At 63.1% G+C, this 13,209-nt stretch carries 13 protein-coding genes; 4 read left to right on the forward strand and 9 right to left on the reverse strand.

Translation table 11 applies throughout. The annotated features are described in order from the left end of the window. Positions 1–9: 9 nt before the first annotated feature. Entirely contained in the window at positions 10–636 is a 627-nt protein-coding gene (locus HAV21_RS07080) for a response regulator transcription factor (RefSeq protein ID WP_142936911.1), read from the reverse strand. After that, positions 633–1,883, reverse strand: a complete 1,251-nt coding sequence (locus tag HAV21_RS07085) for a sensor histidine kinase (RefSeq protein ID WP_166841181.1) — start codon at positions 1,881–1,883, stop codon at positions 633–635. The genes HAV21_RS07080 and HAV21_RS07085 overlap by 4 nt, the downstream gene beginning before the upstream one ends. Positions 1,884–2,078: 195 nt before the next feature. Between HAV21_RS07085 and HAV21_RS07090 the strand changes: the two genes are divergently transcribed. Further along, the gene (locus HAV21_RS07090; protein ID WP_197412890.1) at positions 2,079–2,651 is read left to right on the forward strand and encodes a heme-binding protein; all 573 of its coding nucleotides are present in this window, start codon (positions 2,079–2,081) and stop codon (positions 2,649–2,651) included. A gap of 2 nt (positions 2,652–2,653) precedes the next feature. Beyond that, positions 2,654–3,433 (forward strand): ankyrin repeat domain-containing protein, encoded by a 780-nt coding sequence (locus HAV21_RS07095; protein ID WP_243753159.1) that lies wholly within the window; start codon positions 2,654–2,656, stop codon positions 3,431–3,433. Here the strand turns inward: HAV21_RS07095 and HAV21_RS07100 are convergent, their stop codons facing one another. From HAV21_RS07100 to HAV21_RS07110, 3 genes are read right to left on the reverse strand one after another with little or no spacing between them, the layout of a single operon-like run. Further along, on the reverse strand, positions 3,434–4,648 hold the full coding sequence (locus HAV21_RS07100; RefSeq protein ID WP_166841182.1) for an acetyl-CoA acetyltransferase: 1,215 nt from the start codon (positions 4,646–4,648) through the stop codon (positions 3,434–3,436). After that, positions 4,645–5,355: a CoA transferase subunit B gene (locus tag HAV21_RS07105; protein WP_166841183.1), complete on the reverse strand. Its 711-nt coding sequence runs from the start codon at positions 5,353–5,355 to the stop codon at positions 4,645–4,647. Before HAV21_RS07105 ends, HAV21_RS07100 begins: the two co-directional genes overlap by 4 nt. 19 nt (positions 5,356–5,374) lie before the next feature. Beyond that, positions 5,375–6,106, reverse strand: a complete 732-nt coding sequence (locus HAV21_RS07110; RefSeq protein WP_142936907.1) for a CoA transferase subunit A — start codon at positions 6,104–6,106, stop codon at positions 5,375–5,377. Positions 6,107–6,286: 180 nt separating this feature from the next. On the opposite strand from HAV21_RS07110, the gene HAV21_RS07115 reads away from it, so the two are divergent. After that, positions 6,287–7,060 (forward strand): IclR family transcriptional regulator, encoded by a 774-nt coding sequence (locus tag HAV21_RS07115; RefSeq protein ID WP_208096371.1) that lies wholly within the window; start codon positions 6,287–6,289, stop codon positions 7,058–7,060. A gap of 44 nt (positions 7,061–7,104) precedes the next feature. Here HAV21_RS07115 and HAV21_RS07120 read toward each other — a convergent pair whose 3' ends face one another. Continuing rightward, the gene (locus HAV21_RS07120) at positions 7,105–7,695 is read right to left on the reverse strand and encodes a GNAT family N-acetyltransferase (protein WP_142936906.1); all 591 of its coding nucleotides are present in this window, start codon (positions 7,693–7,695) and stop codon (positions 7,105–7,107) included. 208 nt (positions 7,696–7,903) lie between these two features. On the opposite strand from HAV21_RS07120, the gene HAV21_RS07125 reads away from it, so the two are divergent. Beyond that, the gene (locus tag HAV21_RS07125) at positions 7,904–8,584 is read left to right on the forward strand and encodes a fasciclin domain-containing protein (RefSeq protein WP_142936905.1); all 681 of its coding nucleotides are present in this window, start codon (positions 7,904–7,906) and stop codon (positions 8,582–8,584) included. An 88-nt stretch (positions 8,585–8,672) separates the two neighbouring features. On the opposite strand, the gene HAV21_RS07130 is transcribed toward HAV21_RS07125, so the two are convergent. The 3 genes from HAV21_RS07130 to HAV21_RS07140 all read right to left on the reverse strand — a co-directional run bounded on the left by HAV21_RS07130 (position 8,673) and on the right by HAV21_RS07140 (position 13,123). Beyond that, complete coding sequence (locus HAV21_RS07130) at positions 8,673–10,613, reverse strand: BCCT family transporter (protein WP_243753160.1); 1,941 nt, start codon at positions 10,611–10,613, stop codon at positions 8,673–8,675. 309 nt (positions 10,614–10,922) lie between these two features. Further along, positions 10,923–11,729, reverse strand: coding sequence for an IclR family transcriptional regulator (locus tag HAV21_RS07135; protein WP_166841185.1), 807 nt, complete (start codon positions 11,727–11,729; stop codon positions 10,923–10,925). Between the two features lie 164 nt (positions 11,730–11,893). Continuing rightward, positions 11,894–13,123 carry a molybdopterin molybdotransferase MoeA gene (locus HAV21_RS07140; RefSeq protein ID WP_166841186.1) on the reverse strand — a complete coding sequence of 410 codons (1,230 nt, stop codon included), beginning with the start codon at positions 13,121–13,123 and terminating at the stop codon, positions 11,894–11,896. Positions 13,124–13,209 lie beyond the last annotated feature (86 nt).

A 13,209-nucleotide genomic window follows, 5' to 3' on the forward strand; every position in this document is an offset into this window, starting at 1 on the left:
CGCGTGCCTTTACCGCATCCCCTCACGCCGGATAGCTGTGGCAATTGCTGCGGCACGGGTTTCGACGCCGAGTTTGGCGTAGATATGAGCGAGGTGGGTTTTGACTGTCGCTTCGGAAATGAACAGTCTTTTCCCGAGATCACGGTTGCTGAGGCCCTGGGTTAGGAGGCTGAGCAGTTCGGCTTCGCGGGGCGTGAGAATTTCGTCCGGATTCCGTAATTGTTGGAACAGGCGGGAAGCTACCGGCGCACTCATCACGCTTTTCCCCTGCACCGCGCCACGAACGGCTGCGAAAATTTCTTCCGGCGCAGCATCCTTGAGTAAATAGCCCATGGCACCGGCGTCCACGGCCCGCACAATGTCAGCGTCCGAATCGTAGGTGGTGAACACGATGATGGCTTGCTTCGGGTTCCGCTGTCGCAGCTGTTTGGTGGCTTCAATGCCATCCATTCCAGCGCCCATTGCCAGGTCCATGAGGATTACTGCGGGTGAATGCTCTTGGGTGGCTTTCAGGGCTTCCTCGCCGGAGGACGCCTCCGCGACGACGGCGATGTCACCTTGGGTGCCCAGCAGCGCCTTGAGTCCGCTCCGAACTACCGTATGGTCGTCCACGAGGAGCACCGAGATAGTGTTCACAGGGCCTCCTTCAAAGCATGGGCCGGATCAGCTGGCTGGGTCAGTGGGAACTGCGCCGCGATGATGGTGCCTTCGCCGGGCGAGCTTTCCACGGACAATTCTCCGCCCAACTGCTCAACACGCTGCCGCATGGCACGGAGGCCGTACCCTCCGTTGGCCGACGCCGGAGGTACCGCTGCGGGATCAAAACCGCGACCGTCGTCGAACACGTCCAAGGTGACCGCATCCGGAAGGTAACCGAGCGTCACGCTGGCATGGTCCGCGCGGGCATGGAGTTTGATGTTGGCCACGGCGCTTTGGGTGACGCGGAGCAGGGCATGACGCACCTCGGATGGAAGGGGCCGCGGCTCACCGGTGACGTGGATGCTGACGGTCTCAAAGTATTGCCGTGCCGCATGTTCCAGGGCTTCCGGGAGCGGCCCGGTCTCAAGGCCGGGAGCGGAGAGCTCGTGCACCAGGCTGCGGGTGTCTGCGAGGTTGCGCCTGAGCAAATCTGTTGCTTTGCGGACGTCATTGTGGGCGGATTCGGCTGGCCAGGAGCGTTGGGCGGCCTCGAGGAGGAGCAGGCTGCTGGCCAGGCCTTGGGTGACGGTGTCGTGGATTTCACGGGAAACCCGCTCGCGCTCGGTGGCGATTCCGGCTTCGCGTTGCTTGGCGGCGAGTTGCTCCTGGGCTCGGGTGACGTCGTTGAAGAGCCTGCGTTGCAGTGCCGCATCGCGCTCAATCTTGTCGTAGATCAGCGTGAGCAGGGCGCCCGCCGCGAGAGGCCCCAGCAGCATGGCGATGTCCGTCCAGCCGCTCATGCGGAAGAGCCCGACGGCGGTAGCGGCCGCCGTCGCGCCTCCCGCCACGTAGCCGGCCCAACCGCGGAAGGCCGTGCGCGTGAGGAAGAAAATGGCGAAGGAACACCATGCGAAGCTCGGAGCGACCACCACCAACGCGGCCCACGCTGTCACTAACGCCACCATCCACGGGATCCACAACCGGTGAGTGCGTTGACCCGGCGGCTGCCGGTGAGCCAGTGGTTGGCGGTGAGCCAGCACCGCGGTCACCGCATACAGCGCGCACACGGCCACGGCCAAAGCAACGGTCCACAGGTTGTCCGCGGGGGAGTGACGCATAACGTACCGGACCGCGGAGGCCACCATCAGGACGGCGAAGCCCAAGTGCACCACAGCATCAATGCGGCCATCAATCCGGCTGCTGAGCTGGTTGCCAGGTTCGAGCCTAGGATGAGCAGTTGGCATGGGTGGTTCCCGTTCCGGGTTTGGGTGGAAGGCGTTCTTTCCATGCTAGATCCCACGCAGTCATTGGTCTCTCCACCTTTTGGCTGATACAGGTGGCGGAAAGGCTGAGACCGGGAGCGGCGCCCGGCCGATGCGGCGTGGGGGCGCTCGCGGAAGCATGGAGATGTACCCGATGCCAACTACCAGGAGAACCTTGTGAAGAAGTCCAACAAGATGATTGCCGCCGCCGCTGCCGGAGCATTGCTGCTCACCGGCGGTGTCACTGCTGTGGCCAACGCCGTGTCACCAGCCGCCGCACCCGCCGCGCCCGTGAAAGTTGCCGCAGAAGTTCAACCGGCACCGGAGAACGTTGTAGCCCAGAACCGCATCTCCGTGGGCGCCTCAAGCGCTGCCGTCAACGCTGCGCTTGCCAAGTGCCAGGCAGACAAGCTGCCGTTCGTGACTGTTGCCCTGGTTGACCGCTTCGGCACCGTCCAGGCACTCCTCCGCGGGGACAACGCCGCCGAGCACACCATCGAGGCCGCCAAGCAGAAGGCCTACACGGCCGCAGCTTTCGGTGCTCCCACCAGCGAACTCGCAAAGCGCATCAACGGTAACGGCCCGTCCATCGCCGACCTCCCCGGCACCCTGTTCCTGGCCGGCGGCGTTCCGTTGAAGGTCAACGGAGTTTCCGTTGCCGGGATCGGTGTGGGCGGTGCTCCCGACGGCGCCCTCGACGAAGCCTGTGCAACCGCCGGCGCCGATGCCTTGGCCGTGGCAGCGAAGTAGCCATGAACCCCCTTGAAGTTTTTGTACAGATGATGCCCTTATGGGAGCGTTTTAGGGGCGTTATCTGTACAAAAACGCGGGTGGTGGGGGCAGGCGTGCTGGTGCTCGGGCTGCTGTCCGGATGTACGACGGCGGCGTCCCCGCCTTCCAGCCCGGCCGCGCCTTCCAGCCCGGTGCCGACTCAATCAGTCCCCACCCAAGCCGCGCCGTCGAGCGTAAGTCCCGTCCCGTCGTCGTCGGCTGCTGTACCGTCCAAAGTCTCAGCGCCGCCCAAACTGTCACCGGAGGCCCAACTGGAAACTGACCGACTCCTGATCCTTGCCGCGAAAGCCAACGACGCTGCGAGGGTGCGCGAACTGATCGCGGCTGGCGGCAACGTCAACGCCAAGGACGACATCCAGGACTCCGCGTTCCTCTATGCCGGTGCTGAGGGCTTCAACGAGGTCCTGCAACTGACGCTGGCTGCGGGAGCGGACGTTCGCAGCATCAACAGGTACGGCGGCACGGCCCTGATCCCGGCGAGCGAGCATGGGCACACGGACACCGTGCGGATCCTGATCGCGGCGGGTGTCCCCGTGGACCACGTCAACAACCTGGGCTGGACCGCCATGCAGGAAGCCATCCTGCTCAACAATGGCGGTCCGAATCAGCAGGACGTGGTCCGGCAACTCCTGGCAGCCGGAGCCAACCCGGACATCCGCGACCCCCAAGGCCGAACCGCCCTGCAGAACGCAGAGCGGCTCGGATTCACGGAGATCGCGGCGCTGATCCGGGCGCGCTAGCTACAGCGCTTCCAGCACGCTCACGTAGTTGGCGATGCCCACGCCGCCCATGTTCTGCACAGCTCCGCGGCGGGCGTTCGCTAGTTGCATGTCGCCCGCGGTCCCGCTGAGCTGCATCGCGGCAATAACGTGCTGCGACACGCCCGTCGCGCCCACTGGATGCCCCTTCGCCTTGAGTCCGCCGGAGACGTTGACGGGAAGCTTGCCGTCCTTATAAACCCAGCCTTCCTGGATGGCACGCGCGCCCTCGCCGCGCGGAGTGAGACCCATGGCCTCGTACATAATGAGCTCGGCGATGGTGAAGCAGTCGTGCACCTCGGCGAAGTCCAGATCCTCAATGCCCACGCCCGCCATGGTGAAGGCGCGCTCCCACGAGGCTCGGGTGGCGGCGAACTCGGTGGGGTCGCGCTTCTCCGCCGGGAAAAAGTCGTTGGCATGACCGAAACCAGCAAGACGCACAGGTGCAGTTGCGCCGCCGGTAGCGGACGTGGAAAGCACGACGGCGGCAGCACCGTCCGAGACCGGCGAACAGTCAGTGCGGCGCAGGGGCTCGGCCACCATGGGATTCTTCTCAGAGACGGTGCGGCAGAACTCCACGCCGAAGTCCCGGTGCATCTGGGCGTACGGGTTGTCCATGCCGTTGTGGTGGTTCTTGGCGGCGATGGAGCCAAGGACATCGCTGAGGCCGTTCTCAAAACCCGGGCCGCTGATTCCAGCGCCGTAACGCTTGCCGTAGTGCTTGGCCACCTCCGCGAACAGGCCCGTGAACCCGGTGGAGGACGCTTTGCCGGCCATCTCGTACGAAGCACCGAGGAGGGCTGCTCCCACGACGTCCGCGCCAGCGTCGGTCATTTTCTCGGCCCCGATCACCAGGACGTTCCGGGCAGTTCCGGCGAGGACGGCCTTGACGCCCTGCTGGAACGCGGCCGATCCGGAGGCGCAAGCATTCTCAGTGCGCGTTGCGGGGACGTTGGCCAGGTCCGCAGACAACTGGAGTGCCAGCGACGACGTGAATCCCAGAGGCTGCATGCCCGAGTTGAACTGTCCAAGGTAGATCTCGTCGATGTCCTTGGGGTCCAGGCCGGAGTTGCTGATGGCTTCGCCGGCAACCTGGACGATCAGCGACTCCAATGTCTCATCGCTCAGTTTCCCGAACTTGCTGTGCCCCCAACCGGTGAGCAGGATGTCTTTGCCGAACTGGTCTTTCAGGCTCATGCGTTGGCTCCTTCAAGCGTGTGTTCCTCAGGGGTGGGTTCTTTAGAGGCAAGCGCCACCGCAAACTCAGCCTCGGTCTTGCTACGGATTTCTTCCACCGTGACGCCCGGTGCCAGGCGTGTCAGCAGCAGGCGCGTGCCGCCGTCGTGCGTTTCAGCGTCAGGCACGATGTCGAAAACGGCCAGGTCCGTGATGATCCTGTCCACGCACTTGAGTCCCGTGAGGGGCAGCGTGCATTCGGTGACGATCTTGGCCGTGCCGTCCTTGGCATTGTGCTCGGTGAGGACCACGACGCGCGGTGTCCCGGCCACCAAATCCATGGCGCCGCCCATACCCTTGACCATCTTGCCGGGGATGGTCCAGTTGGCAAGGTCGCCGCTGCCGGACACCTGCATGGCGCCCAGGATGGCCACCTTCACGTGCCCGCCGCGGATCATGCCGAACGAGGTAGCAGAATCGAAAATGCTGCCGCCGGGGGTGATGGTGACGGTCTGCTTGCCGGCGTTGATGAGGTCCGCGTCTTCTTCGCCCTCATAGGGAAAGGGGCCCATTCCAAGCAAGCCGTTTTCGCTCTGGAGGACCACCCGCACGCCGTGGGGCAGGTTGTTGGCCACCAGAGTGGGGATGCCGATACCGAGGTTGACGTAGTCGCCGTCGTTCAATTCTTCGGCCGCGATGGCGGCCATCTGGTCACGTGTCCATGCCATGGTGATGTGCTCCTTTGCTTTAGACCGTCAGTGCTTCAGCGCGCTGTGCTTCCGGGCGTTGGCGGACGGTTCGCTGCTCGATGTCCTTGACCCGGTTGGTTGCCTGGACAAGCCGCTGGACGTAGACGCCCGGGGTGACGATGTGGTTAGGGTCCAGCTCGCCCGGCTGCACAATGACCTCCGCCTCGGCGATGGTCACTGTGCCTGCCGTGGCCACCACCGGGTTGAAGTTCCGCGCCGTGTAGCGGTAGATCAGGTTCCCGTCCGTGTCCGCGGTGTGCGCATGAACCAGCGCGACGTCGGCGGTGATGGCGCGCTCGCGGACGTAAGTTACGCCGTCGAACTCTTCCAGCGGCTTGTCTTCGGCAACCAAGGTGCCCACGCCGGTGCGCGTGTAGAAGGCCGGGATACCCGCGCCGCCGGCGCGGAGGCGTTCGGCCAGTGTGCCCTGCGGGGTGAACTCGACTTCGAGTTGGCCAGCCAGGTATTGCTCAGCGAAGAGCTTGTTCTCGCCCACGTAGGAAGCAATGACTTTGCGGACCTGGCCCGCCTCGATCAGCACGCCCAGGCCCTTGCCATCCACACCCATGTTGTTCGAGACGATGGTGAGGTCCTTGGCGCCCGACTCGCGGACGGCGTCGATCAGGTCGGCGGGGATGCCGCTCAAGCCAAAACCTCCGACGGCGATGGTCAGGCCGTCTGCCATCAGGTCATGGAGCGCTTGGGCTGCGCTTGATTGGATCTTGGCCATGCTGGGCTCCTCTTTGAGTTCTTTTCAGGTGATCCACTTTGTGGACTGTGCTGTCTCTTGAGAAGGAGCCTAGTTTTGCCGGGCAGGACGGTCAATCGTCACTGCGGAAGGAGACTCAGGGTGTGGACGGTACACTGAAAGCTGTCCATATTGTGGATGTTTTCTTCTTGAGGGGGTCTCATGGTGGTTCAGGGAGCGCAGGTGGTGGGTCGGGTAGCCCTGCTGCTGCGGCTGGTGGGACGGAAGCCCGAAGGCACGTCATTGGCTGGCTTGGTACGTGAGTCCGGGTTGACCCGGCCAACAGTGCACCGGCTGCTGACGTCGCTGGCTGCTGGGGGATTGCTGGAACACGACTCGGGCTCTGGAAAGTGGGTTCTGGGGCCGGAGATCTTTCTGCTGGGTTCGGTGGCTGCTGCGCGTTTCCCCATGGAGGACATTGCTCGGCCGTCGCTGCGCCGGCTGGCTGCCGAGACAGGGGAGAGTGCCTTCTTTTCCATTCGACGTGGAAATGAAACAGTGTGCGTGCTGCGCGAGGAAGGTTCTTTCCCGGTACGGTCCTTCGTGCTGCACGAAGGCGTGCGCTTTCCGTTGGGAGTGGCGTCAGCGGGGATGGCGATCATGGCTTTCCTGCCTCCCGATGAGCAGGAACTCCTATTGGGGGACTGGCCAGCGCATGCCGGGGAGTTCGCCGTGGGACATCCTGCAGATGTAGTGCGGGAAAATCTCGAACGGACCCGACTGACCGGTTACTCCGTCAATCCCGGGCTAATCCTTGAAGGTAGCTGGGGCATGGGTGCTGCCGTATTCGACCAGCAGGGACGGCCGGCGTGGGCTCTGTCCTTGACGGGAATCGAACCCAGGTTCCGCCCGGACCGCCAGGATTTCCTTGGCAAGCTGCTGCTCGAGGAAGCACACCGAATGAGCGCGCGGTTGCAGGCCACCGCACCCAACTGAGTCGCATTTGTGCGCGTTTTGAGCGCTCAAAACGCGCTGTGCTGCTACCTGGTTGGGGTGGGTTGGGTGAGGTCCAGGCGCATCAGGACTCGTGGGAAGCCATTAAGGACCGACGTCGTCTCGGTCACCTTCTTGAAGCCAGCCTTCTCGAATAATCTGCGGGTGCCCACGTAGGCCATGGTCAGGTCCACTTTGGAGCCCTTGTTATCCACGGGATAACCCTCAATGGCGGGCGCTCCGTGGCTCTTGGCGAAGTCGATTGCCCCGCGAAGCAGCTCGTGAGAGATCCCTCTGCCTCGATGTCCGGGGCGCACCCGAATGCACCACACCGACCACACGTTGGTTTCGTCCACGTGGGGGATCTTTCGGTTCTTCGCGAAAGTGGTGTCCGCGCGAGGGTGGACCGCTGCCCACCCCACTACTTGGTCGCCGTCGTACGCCAAAACGCCGGGAGGAGGATCCTCGGCCACCAGCTTCTTCACGAACTTCCCGCGCTCCTGTTTCTGGAGCTCCTGGTTCAGTTTCGACGGGATCCTGTAGCTCAGGCACCAGCACACGTTGGAATCGGGGCTCTTGGGCCCCACCATCGTCTTCACGTCATCGAACACCGTTGCCGGGCGAACCTCGATAGCCATGCGGACCATCCTGTCACCTGCGGTGGGCCTGCGTTCTGCCTATCCGAACAAATTTCAAAACTTTTTCAATCCGGACCCATCCACCCCGTCCCACCCTCCGAATAGCTGGTGAGACACAAACCGCAGGTGAAGCAAAAGCAGCACCTGCAACCCGCGTCCCACCAACCAATGGATCCAACGCCCTGGTTCCAAAAACAAGGAGAATGACATGTTGTCCACAAAGCGCCCCGCCCTCGCCTTCGTTGGCCTCACTGCAGCCGCCCTTCTCGGACTTACTGCCTGTGGTGGTTCAAGCACCACCAGCACCCCGGCAGCTTCCTCTGCTGCTCCGGAAACCTCCATGGCGGCACCGTCGCCGTCCTCCTCCCCCATGAGCAGCGCAGCCATGGATCCGGCCGCTAACCTGGTGGGCCCTGGCTGCGCCGGCTACGCCGCACAGGTTCCGGACGGTGCCGGTTCGGTAGCCGGCATGGCCTTGGATCCGGTAGCCGTGGCAGCGTCGAACAACCCGCTCCTCAAGACACTGACCTCCGCTGTTTCCGGCAAGCTCAACCCCAAGGTTGATCTTGTTTCCACCCTGAATGGCAGCGAATTCACGGTCTTCGCACCCGTTGACGATGCTTTCGCGAAGATCGACCCCGCAACAATCGAGACGCTCAAGACGGACGATGCCCTGCTGAGCAAGATTCTCACCTACCACGTAGTCCCCGGTCAGCTGAGCCCGGACCAGATCGTCGGCACCCACAAGACTGTTCAGGGTGGCGAAGTGACGGTTGCCGGCACCAAGGATGCCCTCACGGTTGACGGAGCTTCCAACGTGATCTGCGGTGGCGTAAAGACCGCCAACGCCACGGTTTACCTGATCGACTCGGTGCTGATGCCCAAATAAGCCATAGGGCTTAGCAACACAAGCAACAAAGCAATACCAACAACAAAGCAGGCGCCGGAATCCGGCGCCTGCTTTGTTGTGTTGGGGACTATCTGTTGGTGTCTTGCTCGGGTTTGCCAACCAAGGGGATGGTGCCTGTGCCTGTTCCTCCGACGCATTCGGTCTCAGTGCACTTTTCAGCGCACTCGTGCCTGGTGACGAGGTCGAACTGAACGCCGCCGTGCTGCTCGACGCCTGTCCGGATGGCCCGTTCCACCACCGAGGTGGCCAAGCGCTTGTGCAACTGCAGGGGGTCGCGCCGAAGGTCCTTGACCAGCGCGAAACAGAGCAGCAGCATGACGATGATGAATGGCAGGGCAGCCACAATGGTCACCCGTTGAAGGCCTGACAATGCTTCCGAGGGTTTGTCGCCGCCGGCAAGCAGCATGACTGCTGCCACGGCGCCGGTGAGGCTTCCCCAGAAGATCACCACTCCGCGCCGCGGGTGCTCAGCACCGTTGGAGCTAAGGGATCCCATCACAATGGAGGCAGCGTCTGCGCCGGTGACGAAGAAGATCGCCACCAGGACCATGGCCAGGACGATCACGGCTGCGGTCAGCCAGCCAGGCATCCCCAGGTTCTTCACGAGGTCGAAGAGAGCGCCGTCGAAGTTGATGGAGGGAGCGCCGTCCACCATGGTCACCAGCCCGGGAGTGCCGGCCTTGTCCGCTTCCTGCTGAACGTGGAAGGCAGCGCCGCCGAAGATACCGAACCAGATCACGCTAACTACGCTGGGCACCAGCAGCACGCCGGTGACGAACTGGCGGATGGTGCGTCCACGGCTGATGCGGGCGATGAACATTCCTACGAAGGGCGTCCAGGAGATCCACCATGCCCAGTAGAAGATGGTCCAGCTGGTCATCCAGCTGCGCAGGGAGTCGTCTCCCACGGCTTCGGTGCGTGAGGACATTTCAGCCAGATCGCGGGCATAGTCACCAACGGCCGAGGGAATCAGGTTGAGGATAAACAGGGTGGGGCCTGCAACAAACACAATGAGGGCCAGGACTACCGCCAGCACCATGTTGATGTTGGACAGCCATTGGATGCCGCGGCTGATGCCGGATACTGCTGATGCCACAAAGCAGAACGTCAGGATGGCAACGATGACCACCAGCACGGGAGTGCCGATTTCACCCAGCCAGCCGTTGGAGGTCATGCCGCTGCCGATCTGCAGGGCACCGAGGCCCAGTGAGGCTGCGGTACCGAAGAGCGTGGCGAAGATGGCCAGGATGTTGATGAACTTGCCCAGGGGGCCCTCCACCATGCGAATGCCAAAGAGTGAGGTGAAGGCTGCGGAGACCAGTTGCTTGCGTCCCAGCCGGTAGGTGCCGTAAGCCATGGCGATGCCAACTACTGCGTACATGGCCCAGGGGTGCAGGGTCCAGTGGAAGATGGATGTGGCCATCGCAGTCTGGATTGCGGCCGGTGTGCGGCCGTCCACTGTTCCCGGCGGTGGCGAAATGTAGTGGTAGAGCGGCTCGGCCACACCATAGAACATGAGTCCGATTCCCATGCCGGCGGCGAACATCATGGCCACCCAGGAGACGGTTCGGAACTCGGGCTTCTCACCATCCTTGCCCAGTGGGATGTTGCCGAACTTGCCCAGGGCGAGCCACAGGACGAAGACGACGAACAAGGAGGCGAGGACCATGAAGAGCCAGCCTGTGTACTCCATGACCCAGTTCAGGGCACCTTTGGAGGTATCGGAGAGGCTGTCGCGTCCCACAAAGCCCCAGATCACGAAGGCGACGGCGATGGCGCCCGTGATCCCGAAGGTGACTTTGTCCAGGGTAAGTTTGCGGTTCCGGCGGGCTGCAACAGCCTGCTCGGTCTTGGCGTGGCGCAGCTCCTCCATGATCTGTTCGTGTTCTGCGGAATCAGGAAGTGCCTCTGCGCCTCCGTCCTCAGCGTTGAGCGCGGCCAAGGTGGTTTCGGGGTCGGTAGGTAATTCCTCGGGTGTCAGCGGTTTTGTGTCACTGTTTATAGCCATGAGCGGGTCCTTTGCTCGGCGTGTCATGAGGCTGCGTTTCTTACGGGGCCTTGGTTAATGGATTGGATGGGGAGGTGGGGGGTGCTTCGCGGAGTGTTCCGCAGGAATCAACAACATCCGCGCTATGCAACAGAGTGCGCTCCGTCACATGCAAAGTCAAGGGATTTTAGCTCTTTAACAGCAGATTGATATATCAATTGGCTGGAAGTAGATATGTTGCGTATCATGGGCTCCGTTGCGAATTGCGCATCGAAGAAGGAGCCGCAGTAGGCAGTCACCCCGGACGGTTGTGAGGTTATGGCCGAAGGGCTAGCGGTACCTGTAACCCATGCGGGCGCTGATGGTCAGTCCGGCCTCCCGAAGGCCCTCAATGAGTCCGGGCTGTTCCTCCGGAGAAAAGCGGAACGACGGCCCGGAAATGCTGACGGCAGCTATGACGCTGCCGGCGTGGTTGAAGATCGGCACGGCAATGGCAGTAAGGCCGATCTCGAACTCTTCGTGGACTGTGGCGTACCCGTTCCGGGCCACGTCCAGCAGCTGCTTCTCCAGCTCGCCGCGGTTTGTGACAGTTCGAGGCGTCCGTGCGGGCAGGCCCACTGCCTTGAAAACCTGGGCTCGTTCATCGGCGGTCAAAGCCGCAAGAAGGACTTTGCCGCTGGAGGTGGCGTGCAGCGGCGTCAGGCTTCCCACCCAGTCGTACGTGGCCAGCGTTGAGGGCCCCATGGCCTGATCCACGTTGACGGCGTAGTTTGACCGCAGGACGGCGAGGTTGACCGTCTCCTTGTATTCGGCGGCCAGCGACTCCAAAACCTGGCGTGCCTCGTGCACCACGCTGAGCCTGCCAGGAATGGACGATGCGAGGCGGAGGATTCCGAAACCCAGCTGATACTTGCCGCGTTCACTGTTCTGCCGGACGATCTCACGGCTGACCAAGGACCCCACCAACCGGGACACCGTGGATTTGTGGATGCCCATTTCCTCGGCGATTTCACTCACTCCGGCATCGCCTTCGCGGGCCAGGATTTCCAGGATCTGGAGCGCACGGTCCACCGATTGCACGCCGCCATTTGGGGCGTCCACGTCCTTGTCAGGGTCCGGGTTGTTGTTTGCGGCCATGGTGCCTCGTGTCATTGTCCAAGCAGGCCGCCGTAAGCCGGTAGCCATGTTCGGCCTGCACCCTCGTCTTTCCTCATCCTAGACGGAGTTTTCCACGGGCCTCGACTCGGACCACGGACCCATTCACACCACGGGCCTCGACTCACACCATGGGCAGCGACCGGCTAAGTCCAGGGCAGCGGCAGCACCGGCACGGGCGCTCCGGCTGCCACGCCTTCAGGAGGCACTGCCATGTATCCATGTGCCCAGGCAAGCCCACGCATCATTCCCGGACCCGTGTGGGAGGCCGGGAACACCAGGTCATGAACTACGGTGCAAGGAATTAGCCGTGTTCGCCGTGGGTCCGGTTCAATGTCAGCCCCGGACGTCATGGGGCTGGCTTCAGTGAGGGGCCTGTTTCCCAGCGCAGCCAGCAGGGGTTCGCCAAGGGTCATCAGCGCCATCATGGCCGCCAGCGGGTTCCCCGGAAGCCCGATGATGAACCGACCATCAGGAAGTTCCGCCAGCACTGCCGGATGTCCCGGGCGCATGGCTATCCCGTCCAGTAGGAGCCTGCCGCCCAGCGCCGCAACGGCGTCGCGGAAATGGTCTGTGCCGGATTTCCCTGTTCCGCCGGTGGTAATCGTGACGTCCGGCCGTTCGGCGTCGGGAACTGAGCCTTCAGGAGCGCCGCTCAGTGCCGCCATCCACTCGTCATACGAGTCGCCGATTCTTTGCTGTCCGCGAGGCTCCCCGCCCAGTTGCGAAATGACAGTATCCAATTGAGGACCGAAGGCGTCGCGGACCTGTCCCGGTGCAGGCTCACCTGAGGTGACTACTTCGGAACCGGTAAGTACGACGGCGACCCTCGGCTTGCGTTGTATCCGGACGTAATCGTGGCCTGCTACAGCGGCCAGGGCGATGTGTGCCGGGTTGAGGAGGGTGCCGGCGGGTATGAGGACGTCGCCGGTGGTGGCTTCTTCTCCGGCCGGACGAATGTGACGGCCGGGGAGTGTTTCGTCGGGCGTTGAATTGGGCCTGAGGGTGAGGTGCCCGGCGCCGGAGACGCGGCCGCTCTCCTTGCGCAGAATGGACGTGGCACCTGCGGGGACGAGCCCTCCGGTGGCGATAACGCTGGCTTGACCTGCGGCGAGCGGCCCACCCGGCGTGGTTAACTTCCATGGGCCGCCGCCGTTAATGGCCCAACCGTCCATGGCTGATGAGGCATAGTGCGGGAGATTTCGTGGCGCGGTGACGGGGCTGGTGAGCGTGCCGCCGATTGCTTCGCGGAGGGTAACTGCCACGGAGGGTAGCGGCGTGGCGCATGTGTAGGACAGCTGCCGCGCTTCGGCCCAGGTAGGCGCATGCCGCCGGACAATGGTGGTGCCGGGGGCGACTCTTTCTTGGGTGAGCATGGTTCTTCGCTTCCTGGGGTAGTGCTGCTGTTCCAACGCAGATACCGGGGACTGCACGGCCTTCCCGTAATGCGTGCCGCGCAGTC

Origin of the sequence: Paenarthrobacter sp. MSM-2-10-13 (assembly GCF_011605365.1) — a bacterium.
GTDB lineage: Bacteria > Actinomycetota > Actinomycetes > Actinomycetales > Micrococcaceae > Arthrobacter.